At 29.1% G+C, this 26,468-nt stretch carries 28 protein-coding genes; 26 read left to right on the top strand and 2 right to left on the bottom strand.

The window, feature by feature from the left end; genetic code table 11:
- Nucleotides 1-20: 20 nt before the first annotated feature.
- The 9 genes from GXK56_RS08955 (at nucleotide 21) to GXK56_RS08915 (ending at nucleotide 6,577) form a co-directional block, all read left to right on the top strand.
- Nucleotides 21-1,022 carry an acyltransferase gene (locus tag GXK56_RS08955; protein WP_160687124.1) on the top strand — a complete coding sequence of 334 codons (1,002 nt, stop codon included), beginning with the start codon at nucleotides 21-23 and terminating at the stop codon, nucleotides 1,020-1,022.
- 105 nt (nucleotides 1,023-1,127) lie between these two features.
- Complete coding sequence (locus GXK56_RS08950; RefSeq protein ID WP_160687123.1) at nucleotides 1,128-1,457, top strand: hypothetical protein; 330 nt, start codon at nucleotides 1,128-1,130, stop codon at nucleotides 1,455-1,457.
- 79 nt (nucleotides 1,458-1,536) lie between these two features.
- Nucleotides 1,537-2,133 carry a DUF1919 domain-containing protein gene (locus GXK56_RS08945; RefSeq protein ID WP_160687122.1) on the top strand — a complete coding sequence of 199 codons (597 nt, stop codon included), beginning with the start codon at nucleotides 1,537-1,539 and terminating at the stop codon, nucleotides 2,131-2,133.
- A 252-nt stretch (nucleotides 2,134-2,385) separates the two neighbouring features.
- Nucleotides 2,386-2,961 (top strand): flavin reductase family protein, encoded by a 576-nt coding sequence (locus GXK56_RS08940; RefSeq protein ID WP_160687121.1) that lies wholly within the window; start codon nucleotides 2,386-2,388, stop codon nucleotides 2,959-2,961.
- Between the two features lie 101 nt (nucleotides 2,962-3,062).
- Complete coding sequence (locus GXK56_RS08935) at nucleotides 3,063-3,869, top strand: class I SAM-dependent methyltransferase (protein ID WP_160687120.1); 807 nt, start codon at nucleotides 3,063-3,065, stop codon at nucleotides 3,867-3,869.
- Between the two features lie 86 nt (nucleotides 3,870-3,955).
- On the top strand, nucleotides 3,956-4,777 hold the full coding sequence (locus GXK56_RS08930; RefSeq protein ID WP_160687119.1) for a class I SAM-dependent methyltransferase: 822 nt from the start codon (nucleotides 3,956-3,958) through the stop codon (nucleotides 4,775-4,777).
- A 290-nt stretch (nucleotides 4,778-5,067) separates the two neighbouring features.
- Nucleotides 5,068-5,214 carry a hypothetical protein gene (locus tag GXK56_RS08925; RefSeq protein ID WP_160687118.1) on the top strand — a complete coding sequence of 49 codons (147 nt, stop codon included), beginning with the start codon at nucleotides 5,068-5,070 and terminating at the stop codon, nucleotides 5,212-5,214.
- 55 nt (nucleotides 5,215-5,269) lie between these two features.
- Nucleotides 5,270-5,491 (top strand): hypothetical protein, encoded by a 222-nt coding sequence (locus GXK56_RS08920; RefSeq protein WP_160687117.1) that lies wholly within the window; start codon nucleotides 5,270-5,272, stop codon nucleotides 5,489-5,491.
- Nucleotides 5,492-5,737: 246 nt separating this feature from the next.
- Nucleotides 5,738-6,577, top strand: coding sequence for a class I SAM-dependent methyltransferase (locus GXK56_RS08915; protein ID WP_160687116.1), 840 nt, complete (start codon nucleotides 5,738-5,740; stop codon nucleotides 6,575-6,577).
- Nucleotides 6,578-6,760: 183 nt separating this feature from the next.
- On the opposite strand, the gene GXK56_RS08910 is transcribed toward GXK56_RS08915, so the two are convergent.
- Complete coding sequence (locus GXK56_RS08910; protein WP_160687115.1) at nucleotides 6,761-7,054, bottom strand: hypothetical protein; 294 nt, start codon at nucleotides 7,052-7,054, stop codon at nucleotides 6,761-6,763.
- A gap of 270 nt (nucleotides 7,055-7,324) precedes the next feature.
- On the opposite strand from GXK56_RS08910, the gene GXK56_RS08905 reads away from it, so the two are divergent.
- From GXK56_RS08905 to GXK56_RS08850, 14 genes are all read left to right on the top strand, one after another.
- A complete protein-coding gene (locus tag GXK56_RS08905) occupies nucleotides 7,325-7,885 on the top strand; it encodes a DUF1697 domain-containing protein (protein WP_160687114.1) in 561 nt (186 codons plus the stop codon).
- A gap of 174 nt (nucleotides 7,886-8,059) precedes the next feature.
- Nucleotides 8,060-8,737, top strand: coding sequence for an isoprenylcysteine carboxylmethyltransferase family protein (locus GXK56_RS08900; RefSeq protein ID WP_160687113.1), 678 nt, complete (start codon nucleotides 8,060-8,062; stop codon nucleotides 8,735-8,737).
- Nucleotides 8,738-8,998: 261 nt separating this feature from the next.
- On the top strand, nucleotides 8,999-9,502 hold the full coding sequence (locus GXK56_RS08895) for a hypothetical protein (RefSeq protein WP_160687112.1): 504 nt from the start codon (nucleotides 8,999-9,001) through the stop codon (nucleotides 9,500-9,502).
- 141 nt (nucleotides 9,503-9,643) lie between these two features.
- On the top strand, nucleotides 9,644-10,288 hold the full coding sequence (locus tag GXK56_RS08890) for a DUF4362 domain-containing protein (protein ID WP_160687111.1): 645 nt from the start codon (nucleotides 9,644-9,646) through the stop codon (nucleotides 10,286-10,288).
- A gap of 127 nt (nucleotides 10,289-10,415) precedes the next feature.
- Entirely contained in the window at nucleotides 10,416-10,802 is a 387-nt protein-coding gene (locus GXK56_RS08885; RefSeq protein ID WP_160687110.1) for a hypothetical protein, read from the top strand.
- A 281-nt stretch (nucleotides 10,803-11,083) separates the two neighbouring features.
- Nucleotides 11,084-11,425 carry a cupin domain-containing protein gene (locus GXK56_RS08880; protein ID WP_160687109.1) on the top strand — a complete coding sequence of 114 codons (342 nt, stop codon included), beginning with the start codon at nucleotides 11,084-11,086 and terminating at the stop codon, nucleotides 11,423-11,425.
- A gap of 100 nt (nucleotides 11,426-11,525) precedes the next feature.
- Complete coding sequence (locus tag GXK56_RS08875; RefSeq protein WP_160687108.1) at nucleotides 11,526-12,002, top strand: HIT family protein; 477 nt, start codon at nucleotides 11,526-11,528, stop codon at nucleotides 12,000-12,002.
- Nucleotides 12,003-12,269: 267 nt separating this feature from the next.
- Nucleotides 12,270-12,686 carry a histidine phosphatase family protein gene (locus GXK56_RS08870; RefSeq protein WP_243156065.1) on the top strand — a complete coding sequence of 139 codons (417 nt, stop codon included), beginning with the start codon at nucleotides 12,270-12,272 and terminating at the stop codon, nucleotides 12,684-12,686.
- The gene (locus GXK56_RS28120) at nucleotides 12,619-12,879 is read left to right on the top strand and encodes a hypothetical protein (RefSeq protein ID WP_243156068.1); all 261 of its coding nucleotides are present in this window, start codon (nucleotides 12,619-12,621) and stop codon (nucleotides 12,877-12,879) included. Before GXK56_RS08870 ends, GXK56_RS28120 begins: the two co-directional genes overlap by 68 nt.
- A gap of 61 nt (nucleotides 12,880-12,940) precedes the next feature.
- A complete protein-coding gene (locus GXK56_RS08865; protein ID WP_202127849.1) occupies nucleotides 12,941-13,633 on the top strand; it encodes a class I SAM-dependent methyltransferase in 693 nt (230 codons plus the stop codon).
- A 127-nt stretch (nucleotides 13,634-13,760) separates the two neighbouring features.
- Nucleotides 13,761-13,937 (top strand): hypothetical protein, encoded by a 177-nt coding sequence (locus GXK56_RS08860; protein WP_160687107.1) that lies wholly within the window; start codon nucleotides 13,761-13,763, stop codon nucleotides 13,935-13,937.
- A gap of 157 nt (nucleotides 13,938-14,094) precedes the next feature.
- Nucleotides 14,095-14,868: a class I SAM-dependent methyltransferase gene (locus GXK56_RS08855; RefSeq protein ID WP_160687106.1), complete on the top strand. Its 774-nt coding sequence runs from the start codon at nucleotides 14,095-14,097 to the stop codon at nucleotides 14,866-14,868.
- A gap of 196 nt (nucleotides 14,869-15,064) precedes the next feature.
- The gene (locus GXK56_RS28530) at nucleotides 15,065-15,193 is read left to right on the top strand and encodes a hypothetical protein (RefSeq protein ID WP_279283097.1); all 129 of its coding nucleotides are present in this window, start codon (nucleotides 15,065-15,067) and stop codon (nucleotides 15,191-15,193) included.
- 32 nt (nucleotides 15,194-15,225) lie between these two features.
- Nucleotides 15,226-15,564: a GNAT family N-acetyltransferase gene (locus tag GXK56_RS08850; protein WP_243156064.1), complete on the top strand. Its 339-nt coding sequence runs from the start codon at nucleotides 15,226-15,228 to the stop codon at nucleotides 15,562-15,564.
- Nucleotides 15,565-15,920: 356 nt separating this feature from the next.
- On the opposite strand, the gene GXK56_RS08845 is transcribed toward GXK56_RS08850, so the two are convergent.
- The gene (locus tag GXK56_RS08845; protein WP_160687105.1) at nucleotides 15,921-16,961 is read right to left on the bottom strand and encodes a galactose ABC transporter substrate-binding protein; all 1,041 of its coding nucleotides are present in this window, start codon (nucleotides 16,959-16,961) and stop codon (nucleotides 15,921-15,923) included.
- Between the two features lie 630 nt (nucleotides 16,962-17,591).
- On the opposite strand from GXK56_RS08845, the gene GXK56_RS08840 reads away from it, so the two are divergent.
- From GXK56_RS08840 to GXK56_RS08830, 3 genes are all read left to right on the top strand, one after another.
- Entirely contained in the window at nucleotides 17,592-18,122 is a 531-nt protein-coding gene (locus GXK56_RS08840; RefSeq protein ID WP_160687104.1) for a GNAT family N-acetyltransferase, read from the top strand.
- An 84-nt stretch (nucleotides 18,123-18,206) separates the two neighbouring features.
- A complete protein-coding gene (gene mutS / locus GXK56_RS08835) occupies nucleotides 18,207-21,020 on the top strand; it encodes a DNA mismatch repair protein MutS (RefSeq protein ID WP_160687103.1) in 2,814 nt (937 codons plus the stop codon).
- Between the two features lie 647 nt (nucleotides 21,021-21,667).
- Entirely contained in the window at nucleotides 21,668-26,449 is a 4,782-nt protein-coding gene (locus tag GXK56_RS08830; protein ID WP_160687102.1) for an SMEK domain-containing protein, read from the top strand.
- Nucleotides 26,450-26,468: the final 19 nt, after the last annotated feature.

Raw genomic sequence — 26,468 nt, 5'->3', positions numbered from 1 at the left:
AATTTAAGGAGATGGACGGTATGGAAACAAAAAGTTCAAGTTACTTTGGTATGGTGGATGTATTACGTTTAGTATTTGCTATTGGAGTTGCTGCAATTCATACGATGGCTTTTCAATCTGTTAATGAAAATATGAGAATTGCCACAAGTATGGGGGGTGCTAGACTTGCAGTGCCATTTTTCTTTATAGTTTCAGGTTATTTCTTATACAATAGAATAAATTCAGAGAAGGAACCAAAAGCAACCTTAAAAAGATTATTAATCCTATATTTAACATGGGTAGTCATAGAGTTCATCACTTTGCTCCCTATGGTTTTAACCAATTTTAATCTTCCTATTTTATTTCTTATTAAGAGATTGTTACTTGTAGGAGTTACAGGAAGCCTTTGGTATATATCTTCTTTAATAATCACAATCTTTGTAATTTCACCATTATTAAAGAGGGATAAAATAATTCCACTTCTTATAATTGGAGCTATACTATATCTTTTTGGAACAACAGGTGATACCTATTATGGATTCTTTGAAAATACTATGGTTAGTTCTTTAAATTCTGCTTATGTTTCTATATTTATGATGCCTCAAGTTGGAATAACAGAAGCTGTTTTATTTGTTACTTTGGGTGCAGTAGTTAATAAGTATAAATTAAATGAAAAAATAAAAAATTCTGGTGTGTTATGTATTATTTCAATTACATTACTGCTATTAGAAACCTTTGTATTAAATAAAACAGGTATAGCTAAAGATGCTAACATGTATTTATCAGCAATAATTGCAGCTCCATTAATTTTTATTTGGGCACTAAATTATAATAAAAATATTTCAACTAAGTTTTCAAAGGCATGTAGAGAATATAGTTTAGGAATATATTGTTCACATCAAATAATAATGATTAATATTGCTATATTCATTCCATTCTTATATGCAAATTCACTTGTCAGATACCTTTGTACTGTTATTATTTCAGCATTAATTATTGCAGGTATAAGAAAAACTAAAGCGAAAAATTATCTTTTAAAGTAAGCGTGGTTATTGGGTGAGCTGTCACTAAGTTATCAGAAGTTATCAGAAGATCATTAGAAGAGCATTTTTCCATATAATTAAAATGACTTGTTGGAGGTTGTTGCTATGGTATTAGTAAATTGTAAATGGAAACAGCAGGATATTATAAACCACGTTGAAGCTATAGAAATTGATGGGATTCAAATCTTCAAGCATGTAAAGACTGAGGGGATGAGAATGTATTTTGATTCAAAAGTTGGAAATGAAGTAAGAAACATGGACAAGTCATCATTTATGGAATATATGATGATAATGGAAGCTATAATGCAGATTCATGGCTGGCAAGCTCTTGCAATTAGCATTTTACCTGTAGTGAATAACAGCGTTTTTGAAGGCTATAAATATACAGTTTGTAGAGATACTAAAGCAATGGATTGTCAAAGACTTTTAAAATAATATTATTAGAGAAATAAATTAGATAGAAATAATATGAAGAGCATCATTAAATAATAAAAGAAAATGGAGTGAGGGGGATATGCTGTCAAGTTTAGAAATATCATTAAACTCAAAAGATGAAAAATTTAGTATAATCTGCAACAATTGTTTGGGAGGATTTATTTATCAATATTATAACCTTGAATATAGAACTCCTACCCTTGGTTTATTTTTTCTAGCAAAGGATTATATTAAATTATTATCAAATATTAAGTTTTACCTTTCAAAGGAATTAGAATTTATTGATCCTAAAGATTCGATTCATTATGAAGAATTTAAGGATGTAAAAATGACTATAGAATTTCCAATTGGAAGATTAGATGATATTGAGCTATACTTTTTGCATTATAAAAGCAAAGAAGAAGCCTTTGAAAAATGGACTAGGAGAATTAATAAAATCAACTGGGAGGATTTAATAGTTATCTTAGCTGAAAATGAAACCTGTAATTATGAAATAATAAAGCAATTTGACGCTTTGCCATTTAAAAATAAAGTATGCTTCACTAAAGAATCTTACCCAGAAATAAAATCCTCATGCTGCATAGAAGAAATGAAAGATCCTAAAAGGTTATGGGATGTGAAAACAATATTAATGCATTTTAACTTAACAGAGTTTATTAATAATAGAATTCATTAGGAAATATATGAGATAACAGGTCAATTGGAAAACTTCTTTTGACTTGTTATTTTTGTTTTTATATTTCAATTTTGATGTGTTCCATATATCAAAATAATAGACTTAAAATAGAAAGCTAATGTATGTATGACATGTGTGATATTTTGTAAATTATGTTATAATAAGTGTTATTATAAACAATAGTTTAATTAAAAATAGTAATTATAATTGAGTAGTAATTGACTTTCCATATTGAAGAAGGAGATTAAAGTTATGAATAAAATTAATATTCTGCCTGAACAAATATTTTGTCCTCAACCTATGTATGTAATTGGAACATATAATGAAGATAATCAACCTAACTTCAGCGTTATCACTTGGATTGGCTTCAACTGGAATGGTAGTCCACATATCATGCTTGGTATTGGTGGGAAGAAAAAAACAAAAGAAAATATTCAAAGAACAAAAATGTTCTCTGCAAATCTTGTGAGTACTGATATGCTGTGGTTAGCAGATTATTTTGGTTGTACACATGGAAGTGAAGGTATAAAAAATAAAATAAATTATGACTTTAATAATGGTAGTGTTTTAAATGTACCATTACTTGATAGCAGCAAGTGGGTATTTGAATGTGAAGTGAGCAAAATCATTGAGTTAGAGGGAAGTCATATATTTATTGGTAAGATTAAGAATATTCAAATTGCAGAACAATTTAAGAATATGGATATGGAAATGATTGATTTATTACAATTAGATCCAGTTCTTTATGCACCATATAATTATTTTAAAATAAGTGATAAACTAGGAAATTGTGGTGATTGGGAGAAACACATTCATGAATTTGATTGATACTCAAGGAGTGTTAGTTCAATTGATTCAAATTTTCCATGTAAATCATAATTGTATGGTGAAGAAAATTTATATATAAACCTGGAAAGGATGATGAATTTATGAAAAATAATGTACATATAAATGCAGATAGATTTTTGGGCTTTGCTGATGTTTATGATAATGCACGACCTAAATGTCCTGAAAAAGTTAAGGAGATATTACTTAAATATTTAGGGAAAAGTCCATCTGTTGTTGTAGACTTGGGATGTGGTACTGGTCTTTCCACAACAATTTGGAGTGGAGTAAGTAATAAAGTCATCGGTATAGAACCCAGTAAAGATATGATTAAATTAGCAAGGGAAAAGGCTTCTAATTTAGAAAATGTTAATTTTGTTTCTGGATTTTCAGACAACACTGGATTAGAAAATAGTTCCGTAGACATTATTACATGTTCTCAATCATTTCACTGGATGAATCCAGAAACCACATTAAATGAAGCGTCAAGAATATTAAAGAAAGGTGGTATTTTTGCAGTTTATGATTGTGACTGGCCACCTGTATGTAATTGGGAAGCAGAATTTGAATATAAAAAACTTTTTGAGAAAGTTACTGAAATTGAATCCCAATATCCCAACATTAGAGACAGTTTTGTAAAATTTGATAAAGAAAATCATCTTGCTAACATTAAAAATAGTTTAAATTTCCGATATGTAAGAGAAATTGTTTTTTCAAACACTGAAAATTGCAATGCACAAAGGTTTATTGAAATTGCATTAAGCCAAGGTGGACTACAATCTATCATAAAATCAAACATAGATGAAATAAATCCATTTATATTGGCTTTTAAAGAGAAAATTATTGATATTTTTGGTACTGCTGAATTTGAAATAGATTTCTGTTACAGAATGAGAATTGGAGTTAAATAGAAATATACTGCAAAACATTAATATATTGTTGAACAACAGTAAATATGTGCGAACTAAAAATTATTTTTAAATAGGAGGGTACTTGAATGACTGATTTTGAAAAAATAAAATCTTATTATTCTGTCTTTGATGAACAGCATCGATTAGAAAACGCAGAAGGTCGCCTTGAGTATGATATTTGCAAAAATACTATTCTTCAATATCTAAACAAATCTGATTGCATCTTAGATTTAGGCGGAGGAGCTGGTAAGTATTCTATTGAACTTGCGAAGCAAGGTTATAATGTTACACTTGCTGATTTATCGGAACGATTACTTAAACAAGCAAAAACATATGTCGAGGAAAATAACATTCCCCCACTCCAAAGTTATGATGTCGTTAACGCTATTGATTTAAGTTGTTATGATGACAACAGCTTTGATGTTATCATATTATTTGGACCGTTGTATCATTTGTTAGATAGTGATGAACGAAACAAATGCATATCAGAAGTCTATCGAGTGTTAAGGCCAAATGGAATTATATTTGCGAGCTTTATCCCTTATTTAACTGGTGTAGTTGGTGTTGTTAGTCGTGCCTTCTATTTTCCTCAACAAGTCAACGAGCATAACTTATCTGAAGTATTTGAAACTGGAAGATTTCATAATAATGCTAATGTGATGTTTCAAGAGGGGTATTATCCAGAGTCAAAGGAAATAGAAAAGCTGTTTAGGGAACATAATTTCACTCAAATTCTTTTACGGTCAATAAGAAGTTTTGGACATAATAAAGAAGAAAAATTATATGAGTTATTTGAAAAAGATATCTCTCTATTCAACAAGATGATTGAACTAATAAATAAAACTTCTACAAACCCTGCAATAATTGAAACATGTGGACATGCACTTTACATAGGGCGTAAGTGCTAATAATAAGCATAATCAGAAGTTGCTTTACTTCACAATGTGCTTATTTGACGCAGTAATTGATAAAAATAGTGTTTTTGAAAAAAATAATAGTATATATTTGTAAAATATGTTATGATTAATAAAAAATGGTATATAATTATGTAATAATTATTTTAAGTCAAGAAGAGGATAAAATGAAAAAAGTAAACTGATCATTAAAGCAAGGTTCTTACTTTGGTTTAACATGTTTTGCTTGAGGAGAAAAATGTGCAGATGAAGTTACAGACAGGGAGTATTATGAAAAACACCGTGTGGGCATTGCCTTTACTAAGGAAAAACTCGAACAAATATTTAGTAAAGACTTTGAAGTTGTAGAGATAAGAAAATATAAAGATGGAAAAGAAGGTACTTTACAAGGTTTAAGCTTCATGTGGACAGCCTTGTTTAAAAAGAAATAACTTTTCAGATAGTGAACAATGTAAATTTTAGGAAATAAAAAAGTGAGGTATAGGAATGAGTAAAAAACAAGGAAAAAAATTTATTATATCAGAGCAAGAGCCACGAGAATGTGAGTATTGCGGGGAGATTTCTGAATTACGACCATATGGCAAAAATGGGGCAAATATATGCTTCAAATGTGGCATGAAAAATGAAAAGGAAGCCGAAAAGCAATTTATGAAAATATTGGATGATGTAGATGAAGTAGTTGTTGTAAAAGCAAATATTTTAAATTAAGTATTACGCATACTAAGAAATTATTCATCAATTATAGAAAAGATGTAGCCAATTAAAATAATGTTCTTTCTAAAATAAGTAATACAATATTTACAAAATATGCTATAATTAATATTGATAGTAAATTAATGCAACTATAGACTATTTATTTTTTGAGAGGCGGTGGTTATATGAATGAAAGCGACATTACAGACATTAGTGACATTATAACGATCAAAAATTTAATAATGATAAGGAGATGCTTTTATGAGTTACAACCCCGAAATCCCAAAAAACAGATATGATAATTATGGAGACCGTGAATGGACTCGTCTTGAAAAAGATGGACACGGAGAACTTCTTTACCAGGTACATTTGGATATATTAAAGCGTTATATTACTCAAGATTACAAGGTTTTAGAAATAGGTGCTGGTTCTGGGCGATATACAAAAGATATTGTGAATATGTGCAATGAACTAACTGTAGGAGATATATCTGCACATCAGATAGAATTTAATAAATCGAAAATGAAAGAACTTTCATTGTTTGATAAAGTTAAGATGTTTTGTGTATTAGATGTGTTGGATATGGGAACTTTTGAAGATTCCTCTTTTGATTGCATTGTGTGTATTGGAGGAGTAATAAACTATCTTTTAGATAAGGAAAAGGATGGTATAAATGAGATGTTAAGAGTTCTAAAGCCAGGTGGAATATTGATTGTAGGTGCTATGAGTTTTATCGGTGCATCACTATATTATTTAGATGGCATTAGGTATGAAAAAGATCAATTTGGCATTGAAGCTACAAAGTGGATATTTAATACAGGTATTCAAGATGAAGAGCACTATCCTGTCCCAAGTAAGCACTATGTCCATATGATGAGAAGTTCAGAAATGGATGAGCTATTTGCAGATTTTCCTGTTACTATAAAAGAGAGAAGTTCTGCTGGATTATTTACACAAGCTGGTGATTCTGCATTAGAGAATTGTAGACAAGATGAAGAATTTTGGAAGCTAGTTATAGAAAAAGAAATTGCTTTCACTAAATTGCAAGGAACCCTGGATTGTGGAATGAATATCATTTATGTGTTAGAAAAAAATAATTAACTTAAAAAAATTTTATTTTTGGAAATAAATAAAAAGCTGCATTACTAACCTTGTAATGTAGCTTTTCTTATTCATGCAGATCAATTTAAGAATAACATATAATAATCTATTCCATAAAAATATTGCAATTTCAATATGAAGCTACAATATTTCAATTTATTCTATGTTTTTAGTAATATTTAATCAAGACTGATTACGATTTGACTTTACAGGTAATGCCCAAACTAAAAGGGAGGTTGTTGGACCGTAAACAAAAAAGCCTTTAACCATAAGTTGATATTCTCTTGCAATATTTAAGCTATCAATAATTAAAACTCCAGCAATACTTATTATAAATGAAGCTAAAATCATTCCAATTCTTCTGCTTATTTTACTATTAATAAATTTTTCTACATCTAATTTTAAACATATGTTAAAGCATATTAAAAATGATATTATATATGCTCCAATTGCTAAAAGATAAAAATAACCTTTCATAAAGATAAATCTCCTTTTACTTTAATAAAATAATCTAAATACATAATATGCTAATTATAACATATTTAAAGATATTTACAAATAAGTTCATAATTGCAACAAAATTTATAATAAGTATAAGCAAAGTAATTATATGTTTGTGTGGGAATAATACAATTAGTATGATTTGTGTTTTACAAATTTTAAATAATGTGGAATTTACAATTTGTGTTATAATTGATTCATATATATTGGGATTGATTAATTTTCATGTTAAGGAGAGTTTGTAATATGAATATTTATATAGCATTTTTAAGAGGTATTAATGTAGGGGGTAAAAATAAAATTAAGATGGCGGATTTGAAACTAATGTTTGAATCAATTGGACTTTGTGAAGTAAAAACATATATTCAAAGTGGAAATGTTTTATTTAAATCAAATGAAACAGAAGAAGCTTTAAGTTATAAAATTGAACATGAAATTGAGTCAGTCTTTGGGATTTCTGTAGAAGTTATTTTGAGAACATCTGAAGAGTTAGAAAAGATTATTTCAAATTGCCCATTCTCCAAGGAGGAAATAACAGAAGCAGAGACTTTATCTGATTCAGAGAGTTTATATGTTGCATTGCTAAAACATAATCCTTTGAAAGAAAACATTGAGGTTTTAGATGTTTATAGAAGTGAAAGTGATAAATATTATATTGTAGGAAGAGAGGTATATCTTTTATTTAATAATAGCATTAGAAATTCAAAACTTGCTAATAATCTTCATAAATTAAAGGTATCAACAACTGTACGTAATTGGAATACCCTAAGCAAACTTAATGCATTGGCAAAAGACATGCACCTCTAAAAAAAGCAGCTATGCTGCAATCAAGAACTTCTCACTTATAAAAAGAGTGGCTATGCCACAATACGAAACTTTCCCGCAATATGGAACTGTTCTGTAATTAGCAAAAGTCATTCGTATTTTCTTCCTAACAATGGGTTATAATTATAAATAAAACTGATAATTGGGGTGGATTATATGAAGAATATGATTGGGAAAAGTGTTTCTGGACTTATAATGCTTTTGTCTATTATAGGAGCATTGATTTTTTTACCTGCGTGGACAGTTAAGTACCTACAAGCTTGGCTTTATTTGCTTGTTTTTGCTATTTCAACAATATTGATTACCATATATTTATTTATAAAGGATCAGAAACTTTTGGAGCGACGTCTTAATGCTGGCTCAGCAGCTGAAAAGGAAGAGAGTCAAAAAGTTATACAAACAATTGCAAGTGTATTTTTTTGTTCAATGTATATTATTGCAGGACTTGATCATCATTTTAATTTATCAAATATTCCAATGTACATTAGTATATTAGCAAACGTTTTTGTTATATTAGGATTTTTCATAGTATTTCTTGTATTCAAAGAAAATACTTATACTTCGGCTATAATTGAAGTTGATAGAGATCAAAAAGTAATATCAACTGGCATGTATGGAATAGTTCGTCATCCAATGTACTTTGGAGCAATACTTATGCTGGTAGCATCAGCTATTGCATTAGGATCATATTGGGCTTTACTTAGTGTAGCAGCTTTAACATTTACTATTATAGCTAGGCTTCTTAATGAAGAAAAATTTTTAGCTAAGAATTTATCTGGGTATAATGAATATTGTGAAAAGGTGAGATATCATTTGATTCCATTCATATGGTAGGCTAATATTATGGAATATATTAGCCTATTATAGTATGATCATTAAACATATTACTCCTACTATAAAATTTCCGATTACGTTAATTTCATCAGTAGTTTTTTCTTTTGAAAGTGAGATAGGAAGGTATATTTTATTGTTTACAAATATGATAGACAAGCTATTTGGTTAAATAGCAAACATTTTCAATTTATGCTACAATTAACTAATCATAGTAGGATAGGTGAAAAAAAGAAATTTTAAAAGTATTGGAGATACAGTTAAATGAGCATAAGATTTATTAGTGTTTTGGGATTGTTAATATTAATGATTGCTTTAATGTATAGCACTTTAGGGAGTGGTATAACTCTAGTGATATTCACAATAATGTTCTTAGCCATGGCTATTTTATTTACCATTAAGCAAGAATATCACGATAAATATTTGAGTTTTATAAATCCAGGATTATATAGAACATACAGAGAAAAAGGCGATGCGTTTTTAAGAAAAAAGAGAAATATGAATATAATAAGCTATTACATAATTTCTGTTATGATGGGATTTAATTCGTTTATGGAAATAAAATTAATGGATAGAAAACCAATTTTTGATTTTGGTCAATTTATTTCATTTGCATTAGTAGTTTTTATTGCAATGATTATAATAAATTATGTTTCTATTTTAATAGCAAAAAAGTCTGAAAATGCAAATAAAGATTTAGGTTTGAATATTATTATAGGTATTGCATTTGCTATTCTTCTAATTGGTTTTGTAAGTTTTAGTATTTAATTCAGAATAGTGAGTTATCATTTAATAACGGAGGAAAAGGTATGACAGAAAAAGAAATGTGGGACATGTATACAAATAATAGCAATGTGAAAAATAAATAATAAGCATAATATGCAACTAAAAAATTCGGGAGATAAGGTAATGAAAAAATATATATTATTAGTAAGCATATTAACAGTAGTTTTAATAATTAGTGGATGTACCAATAGTAAGAATTCTAATGATACTATAGATAATAAGTCCACAGTTTCTAATGAAACTACTTCAGCTCAAGAAAAAAATGATTTAGAGAAGACTAAAATAGAAGAAGCTAAGGAATTAGAAGCATCATTTCAAGAAATAAGTGATTTAAAGAAGCCTGATATAGAAGAAGCTAGAAATTTCGAGAAATCCCTTAAAAATGGCAGTGTAATAATGATTAGTAGAGATAATAGCAAAGAGCATGAAGTGTATAACATAGCATCCTTAGATAAATTTATTGATTCATTTAATAATGGTAATGAAGGTTATGTGCGTGTAATTAAAGGAGGAATCAACAAGGATGGCACATTTTTAGTTAATAAACTTGAAGAGTATGAAACTGATGGTAAAGTAATTAAAGATTTAGTATATGACACATACGCTGATAAAAATAAATTTGTACCAGGAAAGCCGTGTTATTCGCCTAAAATGACAAAGGTTAGTACAGATGATGCAATTAGATATGCTATTCTTGAAAGTAAAGATACTCCAGATAATATGGGCGCAACTGTAATTAGTTTTGATAAGAGTAGTATAAAAAAATAAACTAACAAATTGGAAGTCGTATTATTTTAAGAAGAACTTACTACTTTTACAAAATATGCTATAATTAATACAGAAAAGTAAATGATAGTGAACTACACATTATTTATATTTTACAAGGAGGGAAAATATGAAAAATTATACTCAAGTTTATGTGAAAAATAGTTTTGAAGCGGCAGAAATGTATTGTAAAGCCTTTGGTGCAGAGATTACATTTGAAATGAAAAATGATGACAAAACTGCTTATACTCACTGTGAATTATCTGTAGATGGCGAAGGATTTTTAGCATTAAGTGAAGCAGCGAATCCTTGTGACATAAACATAGTTCACAAAATGAAATGGGAAACTATGACGTTTAATGTTTTTGAGATGGGAAGTGAAGAAGCGGTTCGTAATGCCTTTAATATTTTGAGTAATGGCGGTGTTATTATTAATCCCATTCAGGAAGTTCCATGGAGCAAGTGTTGTGCGACTGTTATAGATAAATTTGGAGTGTGTTGGTGGATTGCAATTTGATAAACATAATAAGCATAATACGAAGTTAGTTTAATTCATAATCTTTATAATTTATGTATCACTGAAAATAAATAGCAAAGTGTAAAATCGTATTATTCAAGGAGATTTGAGTTTGCGATTTTTTTAATCCGTAATTCTATTAAATTATGCATCAATATAGGACGCAGTAAATTATAAAAATGTTCTTTGTAAATTGAATAATATTGTTTTTACAAAATATGCTATAATTAATACAGAGTGGTAAGTTATTATGTATTATGTAAAAATAGGAGGTATTAAAAATGAAAGATTTCCCAGAGTTTATGAAAAATGAAAAAAATCATATCAGTAGTAGTCAACAAAATACAGATGACATTGATGGTTATTATTTTGAGGGGCAAGATGGTAGCCAAATGGCTTTTTGGACATGTTATTCAGATAGGGTTTCTAAAGAACATAAGCATGAATTTGATGAATATACGGTTGTTGTTGCGGGTCAGTATACAGCAATTATTGACGGAAAGGAAATTGTTTTAAATCCAGGTGATGAGATATTTGTTCCTAAAGGAACTTTACAAGGTGGACGTTATATTGCAGGAACACGAACAATTTCAGCTTTTGGCGGAAAAAGAATCCATAAGTAAGTTTAATGAGATTTTTACAAAATATGTTATAATTAATACAGAATAGTAAAATATTGCGTACATTTGAAATCTAAATTATGTATATTGGAGGATGGTTTAAGTGGGGTTTCATAATAATCTAAAAAAGTGGGAGCAATTCTCAAGAATTGAAGGGTGTCCTGTTTGTCAAAACTGGCCTCATCCAGAAGGTGAAGTTTTAATTAAAGAGTTTCCTAACTCATGGCTAATTGCAACTGAAAAAACATCTTGTTTGTGGGGACAATGCTGTATTGTTGCTAAAACTCATGCAGTTGAGTTATATGATTTGAATGAAAGTGAACTCCTCAATTATATGAAAGAAGTTCAAGTTGTTGCAAAGGCATTAAAGGAGATAACAAATGCTATAAAAATAAACTATGAAATTCATGGAAATACAATTCCTCATTTACATATGCATCTGTTTCCAAGATATGTAAAAGAACCGTTTAAGGCGGGTGGTGCAATTGATTATAGTATGGTTGAACCATCAGTTTATAAAGACAATGAATTTAAAGATTTTGTAGAACATATGAAGCAGATTTTAGATAAAGTATTTTAATAAATTAAAGATGTTTCGTAATTTTCTTAAATCATGAATTAATAAAATTAAATAACAAATTGTAAAATCGTATTATTCAAGAGATTGAATCTGCGATTTTTTTAATGCGCGATTCAAGAAAATTATGCATCAATTGTACATTTAACATAGCAAAATATAAAAATGTTCTTTTAAAATTAAACAATAGTATTTTTACAAGTATGTTACAATTAATATAAAATGGTAAATTATTGTTAAGATAAATAACTTTGGATTGGAGAAGATTATATGAAAAGCATTATTACAATTCAGCATACACAGTCAATTCACCATACTAATGGTATGGTTGGTTCATGGACGGATTGGGATCTATCTGAACATGGAAAAATTCAGGCAAATAAAATAGGTTCAAACTTATCACTTGAATTGAAAAATAAAGAATACATAGTATATTCTTCAGATTTATTACGTGCTAAACATACTGCTGAAATAGTTTCTAAATACTTGGATATTAAACCAATAATTACAGAGGTATTAAGAGAAAGAAATTTGGGCATGGCAGTAGGCAAATCAGTACAATGGTTAAAAGAAAACATAGAGTGTCAAGAAAAAACCATAGATGATAAAATGTTTCATAATGCAGAATCACGAAGAGATGTATGGAATAGACTATATCCATTTTATAAAAAAAATATTATCAGATAAGCATGAGAATATCATTATAATTTCTCATGGAGATACATTAAGCATTTTTAATGCTTTGTGGCTTGGTATAAATGTTGAGATGCTGAATCAATGTGATTTATTTGGGATGGCTGGTGGAGTATCGTTTTTGAATGAAAATCCTGATGGTAAACATATTATTAGACGTTTGAGTGATATGTCATATTTGAAATAATTATATAGAAGAAGCAAAATTAATTTTAAATTGAATAAACTAAATTGGAATTAAGGAGGAAATGATTAGATGGGTATGGAATGGTATGATAGCCAAAAGGAATGGTGGATATAAGAGCTATGTAGTATTTACCGTTGAAGGAATTTCTGGTGAAGCTGTTTTTGAAAAAGAATTAGTTCAATTATTACATAATTCTAAATCAACCTTAGACGCAGGATGTGGACATGGAGAGTTTGCCATTAAAATGGCAAAAGATGCTCATAATATTATTGGGTTTGATTGGTCTATAGAATTATTAAAGATTGCTAATTCCATAAAGGAACACTATAAAATAAATAATGTAAACTTTGTACATGCTACAACAAAAGAAGAATTACCATTTGAAGATGGAAAATTTGACTTAATATATTGTAGGCGAGGACCAACTTCAATTGCTTACCATAGTCGAGTTCTTCGCTCTGGAGGAATAATCTATGGTATTTGCCCTGAATATCCTAATATTATTGACATTGTTTCAAAAAGACTGTCAGATAATGATTTTGTTAACATTGAGATAAATGTTTTTGATGATGCAATATTAGTTTTTCCTAATATTAAAGAATTTGCAAAGTTTTTAACAGCGTTTCCTGGTAATCCAGATTATATATTGTCTGAAAATAAGCAGATGTTAGATAAAAAAGTAAAGGAAAACATCATAGATGGGCGATTATGTTATAAACAATGGCGATTTATTTGGAAGGCTACAAAAGCATAGAAATATTTATTTATAATTTGTAGATTTGACGCAGTAAATTAAAAAGATGTTCTTTTAAAATTAAATAGTTTGGTATTTACAAAATATGCTATAATATAAAATATATTGTTAAGAGGATGTGAAGTTTATGATTAATGAATATTGTCCTAAATGTAATGAGTTAACAAGCATGATAATGACTACTATAGAAAAAGAAGAAAAAGATAATACTGGTAAAGAGGTTAAAATAATAACAAACAGTTATCATTGCAATAAGTGTAATACATTTGTACGAAGCGAGGATACGAAGATATCTATAGAATAAATAGGTATAATCTATTTATAGTACATAAAAACATCGCCCAATAAATAAAAAAATATTGAAAATACCGCATTGAATTGCGGTGTTTTTTATATTTTAAACATTGCGCAATAGTAAATTATTGTGAAGTATAAGCTATTAATAAGCAGGGAGTGTTAAGATGAAACATATAGATAATTATATAAAATTCAACGAAAAATCATGGGATAATTTTTCAGATGCAAATTACCAATGGACTATTCCAGTAAGTAGTGAGACTATTGAGTTGGCAAAAAAAGGGGTATGGGATGTTGTTATTACACCAACAAAGCATGTTCCGAAAAGTTGGTTCCCTAAAGACTTTAATAATATTAAAGTTTTGTGTTTGGCTGGCGGGGGTGGACAGCAAGGGCCAATATTTGCTGCATTGGGTGCAGAGGTTATAGTATTTGATAATTGCAAAAAGCAGCTAGAAAAGGACGAGTTTGTTGCTCAACGTGATGGATTAAAAATTAAAACCATACATGGTGATATGAAAGATTTATCTGTATTAAAGGATGAAACATTTGACTTCATAATGCAGTTTGCTGGCGCATATGTAGATACGGTTTTGCCTGTGTGGAAGGAAGCATATCGTGTATTGAAAAAAGGTGGAACAATGATTGCTGGCCATAATAATCCGAATGAATTTATTTTTGATCTTGAGTCGATGGAAAAAGGTAAATTTGTTGTTAGACACAAGATACCTTATTCAGACTTGACAAGCCTTACAAAAGAAGAATTTAAAAAAGTAACTGCAAAGGAAGGAGTTTGTTTTGGACATTCCCTGGAAGATTTAATACAAGGTCAAATTGATGTCGGGTTTTTAATTGCAGGTTTTTATGAGGATGTAGGTGGTTCGCCTTTAGATGAGTATATACCTACTTTCTTTGCTACTAAGGCAATTAAATTGTAAGCTTAGCGTTATAAGTAAAATCCTTAATGACACCAATTCGCATTCTTCTTTATTTATATATTATTAAAAATAAATAGAAAATTGTTGCAAATTAAATAATACAGTATTTACAATTTGTGCTATCATTAATTAGTGATGGTAAATTATTTTATAATATATAAGATATATAAATGAGGAGATTTTAGGAGGAAAGCGAATGTTGGAATCAGAAAGATTATTGTTAAAACCTTTATCTTTTAATGAACTAGTATATATTTATAATGATAAAATTGATGACGTTGAAACTCGTATTGAACCAGAGCAATATATGATTTTGTTAAAGTAGCAATATCAAAAAAAATAGAGAAAATGCAAAGGGTGAGCGAATATATTCATGTGTGTTATACATATTGGCTAATTATTAATAAGGCGAATGGAAATGGAATAGGGTTTATAGGATTTAAAGGAATTCCAGACGAAAAAGGATATATTGAAGTTGGGTATAGTATATCTCATAATTATAGGAGGAAAGGATTTATGACTGAGGCATTATTTTTATTAATAGATTGGGCTTCAAAATATCCTAACTGTAATGGAATAACAGCAACAAAAGTTTTAAAAACGAATGTAGGGTCAAATGAGGTACTAAGTAATTGTAATTTTATATTAGTAGATTCCTCAAATGAATTTAATAATTACATGATTAAATTTAATTAATAGGCTATGTTTTAATATAGTGTTAAAATATAGTCTAAAAAATTATAGGTGGGATTGTCCACCTATAATACCCACTATAAGCATATTGTGCAGTTGAGTTAATATATAACCTTTAATTTAAATAAAAATAATTAAACTCCCCATAATAATTTACATAATTATTATGGGGAGTTATTTGGATGATTCAACAAATTGTGCTAGTTAGATTTAAGTAGATATTACTTAAAGCTGCATTTTTGTGGTAAAAGTTTTTAAATTCAGAAGAGTTCCGAAATGTAGAGACGTTTTGAATCGTGTCCATGCACATCCCAGCATCGGGAAGGGTAATGTTATAGTTTACTCTAATTTATCCTTGATTATCTTTTATATTCATGATAAGGCATTTGTACTGTAACTCCTGTTTCATCAAATTTATAATTTGTGTTTTCAAGAGGATTCCGATTATGAGCTAAATTCATTCCAATGGCATAAAGAGCTTCAGCTATTTCATTAGAATCTTGAAAAACAGTCCCAGTCATAATACCTTTATTAATTAAATCTATAGCTTCAGGTATTCCATCAATTCCGAAAATAGGAATATTTTTTGATTTATCTCCTTTGTTGTATCCATATTTTTGCAATGCTTTTATAACTCCTATTGCCATAGCATCATTGTTTGAAATTATCGCATCAAATTTACCATTATATCTTAAAAATAATAAGCTCATCGAATCTTCAGCACATTTTTCATCCCAAGAACAAGATTTTGATAGAATTTCTTGTGTTTTTATTCCTGAATTATTGATAGTTGAGATAGAATATAAACTTCTATCAATTGTTACAGTTATATTTTCTGGTCCTTTAAACATAATATATTGAAAGATATTATCGCTATTAAGGTCTATAGATTTTTTGTTAGAATTCCATTCGTTAACAATAAGATCTCCCTGTAGAACACCGGATTGTTTAGAATCTGTTGATATTACTACAGATTTGTTAAAAGATTTAATCGGCTCAGTATCAAAAGGTACAGTATTAAATAAAATTATTGGAGTATTTTTTTGTTTAGTTTTATCTATAACTGATGATACTGTATTATTATCTAAATTAACCAAATTTAAAAATAAAAGATCATAATCACTTTGTAGAACAGAATCTATGAGTGTGTTTTGTATATCTTGATTTCTTTGACCATCATAAAAGGTAAAGTTAATCTGACTTTCATTTTTATTTTGAATTTCTTCTAAGCTTTTACGAACTAAAGAAATATAAGGATCATCAAAACTAAATAATATTACAGCTGTTTTAACTGGTTTCACTGAAATTATTTGTGCTCTAGCATATATAGTATTATGAAGAGTATTTATTGATAAGGTGGTTAATATAATTATAGCTAGTATTGTTTTAAATATTTTCATTATAATCCTCCATATATATTTTTTGAAATATAAATATTTAGTATTAGATTTATCGTTTGATTTAAAATTTATTCTTATCAAAAGAAAATGGAAAATGTTTCATTTTGTAAAATTTTATCCCCAAGTATTTAGGTGGATTTTTATTAGGAAATTTGATACCACACACACCTAATTTATATACACAATCTTCTTATATCGAGTAATAAGCGGACAATACCGCGAGTAATTTTAAGGCTATATTTAAACATTATATTAATACATAGCCATTAATCTAAATAAAAATAATGAAAATCCCTGGAATAATTGTTATAATTGTTCTGGGGATAAACTCAGTTAACAGTTATAGAGGGACAAAAGTCCTCAGAATAAATAATGCGTATATTAAAATAAAAGGACAACAGGCTAGTTGATTTTATAGAGATAGTGCTTAAAGCCGCATTTTTGGCGCTTATTCTGTACCATATATATGGTAATATGGTTTAGAATAGATATTCTAATATTCTTAAGAATATACACATTTATGAAGAGCAGCTATTCTGCAATATGGGACTTATCACATATATAAAGAGTGGCTATGCCACAATACGGACTTTCCACTAATAAAAAGAGCAGCTGAAAGGTGGTTTCAAAATGGTCATTAGAAAGGCAAATGATTCTGACATAGAATTGATTGCTAATTTATATATTGAAAATTGGAAGAAAACATACAGGGGATTGCTTTCGAATGAATTTTTAAATAGTTTAAAGGTTAGTGATGGAATACAAAAATGGCAAGAGTATCTAAAAAAAGAAAGACATATGATTTTTGTTGCGTATGAAGATGAAAAATTTCTTGGTTTCTCTGCCTGTAAAGAAGATGACGAAATAGAGTCTTGTTTATATTTAGATTCTTTACATGTTTCTGAAGCTTCGAGAGGAAAAGGTATTGGAACAAAATTAATCAATACAGTAGGTCATTATGCTTATAGCCAAGGCTATAAATGTATGAGTATTTGCATTGTAAAAGGAAACTCAAACGCAAAAATTTTATATGAAAAACTTGGTGCAACGCATTATAAAGATTTTATTGATTATTTTGGTGGCACCCAATCAAATTCAGAAAAACTTATTTGGGATAATTTAAATTCTTTTGTACAAATTCAAATTTATGAATTTCATTAGTGCTTAGATATTTCTAATAGTTAATATATTATATAAAAGTTACAACAGCAGAAATAAACGTACGTTATTAAGGAGGAAATTACTATGGCTTTAACGCCAATGATGGTTGAGTATATGAAAACAAAGGAGGAATACAGCGATTGTATTCTATTCTATAGATTAGGCGATTTTTATGAAATGTTTTTTGACGATGCAGTTACTGTATCTCGTGAACTTGAATTAGTGCTTACAGGGAAAAACTGTGGACTTGAAGAAAGAGCTCCTATGTGTGGTATTCCACATCATGCAGCAGCAGCTTATGTTCCAAGGCTTGTTAGCAAAGGCTATAAGGTTGCAATTTGTGAGCAGCTTGAAGATCCTAAAGAAGCTAAGGGAATTGTAAAAAGAGGGGTTGTAAAAATAATTACACCTGGTACTTTTGTAGATAATAATTCTCTTGAAAATGACAATACTTATTTAATGGCTATTTGTGAAGATGATGATAAAATTGGTTTAGCAATTTCAGATATAAGTACTGGAGAATTTAAAACTACCTCTTTTGCTAATATTAAAATAAGTTTATTAGATGAAATTTCAAAGGTATCACCTAAGGAAATCCTTGTTGATGAAAATATGAGTGAAAGTCTTATTGAAGAAATTAAAGGTTCAACAGGAGCATTTATTTCTAAAAAGAACTTTTCTGAGTTTTTTGTTACAAGGGAAGAATTATTAGAACAATTTTCATATTTAGAAGTTGCAGGTTTAACTAAGGAAAGAGAACTTGCAAGTTCAGTATTACTTAAGTACATATATGAAACTCAAATGATGAGTTTAACAAATATCAATTTACTAGAACAATATGAAATAGTTAACTTCATGACTATAGATGGTAATTCAAGAAGAAACCTTGAACTTACTGAAAGTATAAGAGAAAAAAGCAAAAAAGGATCTCTTTTATGGGTGCTAGATAAAAGTGCAACTTCCATGGGAGGAAGAACTCTAAGAAAATGGATAGAAGAACCATTAATCATTAAATCAGAAATAGAAAAAAGATTAAATGGAGTTAATGAATTATTTAATTCTATAGGCTTTAATGAAGATTTAAGAACAGCTTTAAAGGAAATTTATGATATAGAAAGAATTGTAGGTAAAATATCTAATAAAAATGTAAATGCAAAAGATATGTTATCACTTAAAGCTTCTTTAGAAAAAATTCCTGGAATTAAAGCACTATTAAAAAATGCATCGTCAGACCTTTTAAAAGAATATTATGGAGATTTAGATGAATTAGAAGATGTAAGAAGTTTATTAGAAGCATCTATTAATGAAGAACCAGCTTTAAGCATAAAAGAAGGAAACTTAATTAAAGATGGCTATAATGCAGAAGTAGATGAATTAAGGGAATCAAAGCTTCATGGTAAGGAATGGATTGCAGCTCTAGAGAATCGTGAAAGAGAATTTACTGGAATCAAATCCTTAAAGGTAGGTTATAACAAGGTTTTTGGATATTATATAGAAATTACAAAATCAAATTATAATTCTATTCCTGAAGGAAGATATGTAAGAAAACAAACTTTAGCAAATGCTGAAAGATACATAACAGAAGAGCTAAAGGTAATGGAAGATAAGATCTTAGGCTCTGAAGAAAGACTAATTAATTTAGAATATGGTTTATTTGTAGAAATACGTGATTCAATAGAAAAAGAAATTTCAAGGCTTAAGAAAAGTGCTAGAATAATTTCTAATTTAGATGGAATATCTACTTTAGCTTTAGTAGCTCTTGAAAATGACTATGTTAAACCAGAAATCAATGAAGAAGGTTTAATTGAAATTCAAGACGGAAGACATCCAGTTGTTGAAAAGGTAATAGGAAAAGGTGAGTTTGTATCTAACAATACTAAGTTAAATCAAACAGATAAAGAATTACTCCTTATAACAGGTCCTAATATGGCAGGTAAATCTACATATATGAGACAGGTGGCACTTATTACCTTAATGGCTCAAATAGGTTCCTTTGTACCAGCAGCTTCAGCCAATATTTCAATTTGCGATAAGATATTCACAAGAATTGGAGCTTCAGATGACTTAGCAGGTGGTAAATCAACCTTCATGGTAGAAATGTGGGAGGTTTCCAACATATTAAAAAATGCTACTTCAAAGAGCTTAGTTCTATTAGATGAAGTAGGAAGAGGAACTTCAACCTATGATGGACTTTCAATAGCTTGGTCTGTAATAGAATATATAACAGGAAATGATAATTTAAGATGCAAAACCCTATTTGCAACACATTATCATGAATTAGTAAAACTTGAAGGAATCCTTCCAAGAGTTAAAAACTACTCTGTAGCAGTTAAGAAAATGAAAGACAGCGTAATATTCCTAAGAAAAATAGTAGAAGGCGGAGCAGATGAATCCTATGGTATAGAAGTTGCAAAGCTAGCTGGACTTCCTGAAAAGGTAATTGAAAGAGCTAGAGAAATACTGTTGAGTATTGAAGGGGAAAATAGCTTTGATATTCATAAGGTAACTAATGGAGAATTTAGAAGTAGTGATGAAGTGGCTGTTGATAGTGGTTCTGCTAATAATGATGAATATGGTTCTGAAAAGGCTTTAGAAATAGCAAATCAAACAGTTAATGAAACTGTAGAGGAAATTAAGGTTGAAAGTGATTCTTCTAATAAGGTTGAAAATAAGCTAGAGGATGAGAGCTTTGATAATGCTGTAGTTAAAGAAGAAAGTACTCATAAGAAACATAAGCATAAGGACGTTTCTAATAATATGCAGTTGGATTTTGCTTTTATGGAAAAGGAAGCTTTTCTTAAGGAAGTTAGCGAAGTTGATATTTTAGGGTTAAATCCTATGGAGGCTATGAATACTTTGTATAGGTTGGTGGCTGAGGCTAAGAAGTTGAATAATTAATTGGAGGCTAGTTGCGGCTCGCCTCCACCATGAGAACCACGACCATTTGTATGTGGCTTGAATAGCTGCTTATAGGTGGTCGTGTATTGTATTGTTATGGGGTAGCTCTGCCTCTGCCAATGGTGAATTTTAATTAGATGAGAAGGTACAGTTATCTGATAGCGAAAGCCTGGAGGATAATATAGGATTAATAAAAATTATAGATAAGAAATTGAATTAATTTTATTATTATTATTTCTTAAAAAAGTTATATTAGATAAAGGTTGGAAAAAATGCTTTTTATTAAAACAAATCTCCCAAAGATATAGAATTATAATATATATGTTTTATTTCAAATGATTCATCAGGTTTAAACGTCATTTTTTATTTACTAAAAGCACGTTAAAAATATCGTGTTGCTATAGCAACAGTCTCCAGTAAATTAAGGAAATTGGTTATTATGGAGGAAAAATATTTTGTAAAATTGATAGTTATGTCATAATTAGAATGTTAAGAAGCGGTTGAAATGAAATAGCCTAGTTTTTATTGTGAACTGATGAAGCATTGGTATCACATGTGCCGTTAGGATATGAACTATGCGGGCATTTAAAGTGTGGATTGCAGAAGGCTGACGGCGACAATACAAAGAAGTTAGAGGGGGGATATGATTGAAAGAATCTGATAAGCGAATTCAATTTATCGCAGATTACATTTCTGCCTATGAAGAGAAAATCAAGTTGCTTAACATCAACGGACTTTTTGATGCTGCTAAATTGTTTGAATTATTTGCAATTGAAGTTGGAGGTTTATACTTTGGTCAGAAGCTTAGTAATTTAAATATTGATACATATACTTATCCTTGCGTTGATTTAATTTCAGCGGATAAGCAAATTTACATTCAAGTGAGTACGACCAAGGACATTCCTGCAAAGATAAAAACAACTCTTGAGAACATTAGGGATTCAAAGCGAGTTGAAATTAACACGTTGACAAATGTAAAGTTTTTCGTGCTTAATAATGAGAGTGTGGACAAAGTAAAGGACTATAAAGGAAATAACCAGATAGGTAGTATTTCCTTTACTAAAGCAAGCGACTTAATTACAACAAAGGATATTCTTCAAAAAGCAATAGACAATCTGGAGTTTCAAATTTCCTTATATGAACTGCTTAAGCTGGAAATAGAGAGTATTAAAGATAATGCATATAAACTTCAAGAAGCTATTGAGAATAGCAAAACCATAGGATTAGGTAATATAGATTGTAAAATAAATAATGAATATGAAATAGATCGAAGTGAACTTATTTCTAAGATAAAAGCAGCTAATCATAATAATATTTCTATTCAAGGAGGAGCTGGTAGTGGCAAGTCCGTTCTTTGTAAGAAGATTGTTGAAGAAGAAGTAAATCTAATTTATGCAAGGGCAGAAAGGTTTCTTGAAGAAACGGACATAAACAACATTTGGGGGTTTAATGTTGGGCAAACGCTTGAATATCTAGGTGACAAGCCAGTTATTTTTTTTATTGATTCCCTTGAATTTATTGCTGATAGCCGAACTAAATTAGATCTATTATGCGTTCTATATGAATCTGCAAAAAAATATCCTTCATCAAAAATAATCACTTCATGCCGTACAAGTGATAAAAACGCTTTCTTGAAAATAGAGAGTAATTATTCAATTTATTCATATGAAGTCTCCGAATTAATGATAACAGAACAATTGGCGATTGCAAATAACTATCCAATTATTAAAAAAATGTTGGACATGAATTCCTATACTGAACTTCTGAAATCGCCATTTTATATAAATTTGATAGTTTCACAAATTACAGACATTGATAATATTTTTGATGAAAATCAGCTAAGAGAGTATATTTGGCAGCATATAATCTGTTTAGGTGAGAACGAGGTTAAGAAAGTCATTGAGTCAATAGTTTTTACTAGAGCTAAGGATTTTTCGCTTGGTGCAATCATCTCAGAATACGATACAAGAATATTAAAAAATCTAATTTCAAAAGGAATATTGGTCAGCAACGGAAAGACTGTTAGATTGAAATACGATATTTTTGAAGATATTTGCTTTGAGCAACATCTAGATAATGAATTTAATAAATGCAAAGGTAAATATAATAAATTTTTTGAGGAGATAGAAACTTTTGGCAGGTGTATTTATAGGCGTTATCAAATTTGGATTTCAAATAAATTATTTGCGGAAAATAACCGCGAAAAATTCTTATACGAGTTAGTTTTTTCAGATAAAATGCCACAAAATTGGAGAAAACAAACAGAAATAGGCTTAGTTAAATCAAGATATTGTAGCCAATTTTTTTGTGAGTATGGGCAAACAATAATTAAAAACGGTAGGCTTGATGATTTTCTCAAAACAACAAACTTATATGCATTTGAAATCAATAGCTTTTTTGCAAAATTGATTCCTTACATTCAGTTACTACCGAGTGGACAAGGGAGAGGTAGCTTGATAAATTTAATTTCAGAATATAAATTGTACCAAAAAGATGAAATTTTACGCTTAGATTTAGAAAAAATCTGCTCAGATTATTCCAAGGTACAGTTGTATGAAAAACAAACAGCAGAAAATACTTGCAATATTTTGGAACATATTATTGATAAATATATAATGGAATGTGAAGAAAAAAAATATTATAAATTAGATGATATAGTAAATGGGTTGCTTACACCTGTTTATCTAATGGTGGAATATTCTAAAGAATGGATAAAAGAATTTTGGGATAGGTTAAAGACTTACTATAATGGTGATAATCGCGATAAGAAACGACTTGCGAAAGATATTATTAAGGACACTCTCAAGTTTAAGCATACGAAGCTAGCAGAGCATTTGCCAATGGAATTATGTAATCTTGCAGAAATGTTTTGGACATATTCACCTAAGAATAACCATAATCAAGATAACTTCTATTTCTATGAAATGGAAAGGGATAGAGATGATATATCCTACCAGTACGGGTTAAGTGAAAGGGCAGAAGAATATGAATATGGAGCTACTCGGAACGATGTAATAGATAATAATTTCTTTTATATTTTGTTCAAAAAGAATTTTTGGACAGGCTTGAATTGGGCAATTAATTTTGTTAATAAATCAGTATTAGATTTGGCAGAAAAACATGAAGATGATTTACCAACTTATGAAATTAATTTTATTGAAGATAACGTAAAAAAGTCTTATTTAGGTTTTACAGAAATGTGGTTAGTAACAACGCAAGAGGACAGAATGCCAATGGTTATAAGTGATTTAATATATTGCTTAAAAGAAGAGCTGCGCAGTGTTATAGAAAACGATGCTGTTGTGAATAAAGAAACTGCTAAATTTGCTGAAAATGTGAAAAAGCTTATCTACGAAAAATCAAACAATATAGCATTCCTAACTATTATTGCTGATATAGGAATGGAGTTTTGTGAAAAATTGCCTGGCTATGCACTAGAATTAACAACAAATATTGATATCATTCTTAATGACTTAACAAGACTTTCTTTATTAATAAAAAATCCAGCGTTAGAAATACTTGAAAAACAAATAATGATGATGATGAGCATGCCATTTTCACTTACTGATAGGTATAAGAAAAAGGATATGAAGCCATATAATTTGCTGGATTATGTTAGAGCTTCTCAAATTTATTATAGTGAAGAAGTTAAGGGAAAGTGTCATAAGATTTTAGACTATCTCTATTCTATTGTGCCAAATGATAAAGAACATGCAATTAGTTATTTGCAAATTCAAAAGATGGATTTACGAACTTCACAGGCAGTAAATGTTAACGATACTACCATAGCATTGTGTCCAACTATCACAGGCGAAGCTGAGAAGATAACAATTAAAAATAAAGAACAAAGACAGCCAGAAAAAAACATATCATCATTAATAGAAGATTGTAACAAAAAAATTAGCAGAAAAGAATTTGAATTAAAAGATTGCCTTGACGCAATAGATTTGATATTAAAAACAAGTGAAAATTGTATTACGCCAGAAGTTTATGGTAAAGTTCTCATTGGTTTTATTAGTATTGCTCTAAATGATAAGGAACTTGATGATGATATACGAGCAAGATTTTGTGAAATGTGGATAAATGGAATAAAAGGTTATTTTTCGATGAATGGTTTAATTTTCGAATATAGCTGTTGTTGGGTTCTTTTTTCACAAGTTGAGACAAATGTTGCTGATACAATAAAAAAACAAATAAAGAAATTAATTCTAGATTTAATATTGTATGAGGGGCAAAATGGAGTAATAAAGGCAATAGCACGTTATGCAAAATTATATTTAAGGACTAATCAACAACTTTCAAGGGCTATATTCAATACAATTATTAAATTTGCAGAAGATGAAATGGATCATCAAAAATTCAATGCCCAATATATTAATAAATATAGAAAAGAAGAAGATTTTATTTTTATCCCAAATGCACACAAAAAACTTTTAGGCGTTGATTCTTATATAGAAAAGGATAAAAGAAAAAAATATAAAAGCCAAAAAGATGAAATAATTGTAGAGTATTTATTTAATAATGCTAAGCTTGATTTATCAAATTTTGATATGGACAATTATGATATAACAACAGTATGTTATGCTATTAACTGTGGTTTATCTTTAGATGATAATGATTTTGCAATGAGTGTTAAGAAATTGCTTATGGCTATGATTAATGTATGGAAAATAAACAAGAAAACATATCATTCACATGATATACTTGGTGTTTATCCACTATATGAAGTTATGGATTTCTTTCAAAGAGAACTTGTCGCAAATGAGATTAAGACAATAGCCGTTTTAGACATTCTTTTTACTGAAGTTGATTTTTCAATATTTACGAGTGAAACTATAAAATTTTATCTTGATGTGTTTGGGTCATTACTCTCAGAGTATTTTGATTCACATAGTGATAAAGACAAGCGAGCTAATTGTGAAAAGATTATTTACTTATTAGAGAGTAAGATTGTGGAAATAAAAGAAGAGAAGGTTAGAGTTGAATTGTACAAATCGTTGATATTGTCTATTACTACATATGGTGCTGGTGGAGATTGGAGTAAATGTCCATCTGGGTATTCTTATCAAGATAAGCAATTTTTAAATGTTTTATTTAGCAAATATGGCGGATTTCATTTAAAAGAGATACTGACTACAATTTATAAACTTCACTTAGATAAATTACTTCCGGAGATACTTTTATCAGTGAGAGATGCGTTCAAGAATGCTCCGCGAACAAATAAATATAGCTGCGATGTGTTTGCAGAAATAGTAAGGGAGAAAAAAGCAATTGTTCTAAAAATGATAACAAAAGCTTTCTTAGATTTAAGCGACAGAATAAAACAAGATGACGATTTGACAAAGGCATTTGAAGAAATCTTGGAGATGCTTGTGGAAATAAGCTACGAAGAAGCAGCAACAATATTAGATGAATTCAGAGTTCACTAAACGTTTAGTAAGTTAAATT

The organism is Clostridium sp. C2-6-12 (assembly GCF_009928485.1).
Lineage (GTDB): Bacteria > Bacillota > Clostridia > Clostridiales > Clostridiaceae > Clostridium.
The sequence above is the reverse complement of the archived record's forward strand: the minus strand, read 5'-3'. Positions and strand labels throughout refer to the sequence as shown.

Excerpts from the sequence above, each read along its gene's own strand:
- GXK56_RS08955 (WP_160687124.1), top strand. The coding sequence starts at position 21 with ATGGAAACAAAAAGTTCAAGTTACTTTGGTATGGTGGATGTATTACGT.
- GXK56_RS08950 (WP_160687123.1), top strand. The coding sequence starts at position 1,128 with ATGGTATTAGTAAATTGTAAATGGAAACAGCAGGATATTATAAACCAC.
- GXK56_RS08945 (WP_160687122.1), top strand. The coding sequence starts at position 1,537 with ATGCTGTCAAGTTTAGAAATATCATTAAACTCAAAAGATGAAAAATTT.
- GXK56_RS08940 (WP_160687121.1), top strand. The coding sequence starts at position 2,386 with ATGAATAAAATTAATATTCTGCCTGAACAAATATTTTGTCCTCAACCT.
- GXK56_RS08935 (WP_160687120.1), top strand. The coding sequence starts at position 3,063 with ATGAAAAATAATGTACATATAAATGCAGATAGATTTTTGGGCTTTGCT.
- GXK56_RS08930 (WP_160687119.1), top strand. The coding sequence starts at position 3,956 with ATGACTGATTTTGAAAAAATAAAATCTTATTATTCTGTCTTTGATGAA.
- GXK56_RS08920 (WP_160687117.1), top strand. The coding sequence starts at position 5,270 with ATGAGTAAAAAACAAGGAAAAAAATTTATTATATCAGAGCAAGAGCCA.
- GXK56_RS08915 (WP_160687116.1), top strand. The coding sequence starts at position 5,738 with ATGAGTTACAACCCCGAAATCCCAAAAAACAGATATGATAATTATGGA.
- GXK56_RS08910 (WP_160687115.1), bottom strand. The coding sequence starts at position 7,054 with ATGAAAGGTTATTTTTATCTTTTAGCAATTGGAGCATATATAATATCA.
- GXK56_RS08905 (WP_160687114.1), top strand. The coding sequence starts at position 7,325 with ATGAATATTTATATAGCATTTTTAAGAGGTATTAATGTAGGGGGTAAA.
- GXK56_RS08900 (WP_160687113.1), top strand. The coding sequence starts at position 8,060 with ATGAAGAATATGATTGGGAAAAGTGTTTCTGGACTTATAATGCTTTTG.
- GXK56_RS08895 (WP_160687112.1), top strand. The coding sequence starts at position 8,999 with ATGAGCATAAGATTTATTAGTGTTTTGGGATTGTTAATATTAATGATT.
- GXK56_RS08890 (WP_160687111.1), top strand. The coding sequence starts at position 9,644 with ATGAAAAAATATATATTATTAGTAAGCATATTAACAGTAGTTTTAATA.
- GXK56_RS08885 (WP_160687110.1), top strand. The coding sequence starts at position 10,416 with ATGAAAAATTATACTCAAGTTTATGTGAAAAATAGTTTTGAAGCGGCA.
- GXK56_RS08880 (WP_160687109.1), top strand. The coding sequence starts at position 11,084 with ATGAAAGATTTCCCAGAGTTTATGAAAAATGAAAAAAATCATATCAGT.
- GXK56_RS08870 (WP_243156065.1), top strand. The coding sequence starts at position 12,270 with ATGAAAAGCATTATTACAATTCAGCATACACAGTCAATTCACCATACT.
- GXK56_RS28120 (WP_243156068.1), top strand. The coding sequence starts at position 12,619 with ATGCAGAATCACGAAGAGATGTATGGAATAGACTATATCCATTTTATA.
- GXK56_RS08865 (WP_202127849.1), top strand. The coding sequence starts at position 12,941 with ATGATTAGATGGGTATGGAATGGTATGATAGCCAAAAGGAATGGTGGA.
- GXK56_RS08860 (WP_160687107.1), top strand. The coding sequence starts at position 13,761 with ATGATTAATGAATATTGTCCTAAATGTAATGAGTTAACAAGCATGATA.
- GXK56_RS08855 (WP_160687106.1), top strand. The coding sequence starts at position 14,095 with ATGAAACATATAGATAATTATATAAAATTCAACGAAAAATCATGGGAT.
- GXK56_RS28530 (WP_279283097.1), top strand. The coding sequence starts at position 15,065 with ATGTTGGAATCAGAAAGATTATTGTTAAAACCTTTATCTTTTAATGAA.
- GXK56_RS08845 (WP_160687105.1), bottom strand. The coding sequence starts at position 16,961 with ATGAAAATATTTAAAACAATACTAGCTATAATTATATTAACCACCTTA.
- GXK56_RS08840 (WP_160687104.1), top strand. The coding sequence starts at position 17,592 with ATGGTCATTAGAAAGGCAAATGATTCTGACATAGAATTGATTGCTAAT.
- mutS (WP_160687103.1), top strand. The coding sequence starts at position 18,207 with ATGGCTTTAACGCCAATGATGGTTGAGTATATGAAAACAAAGGAGGAA.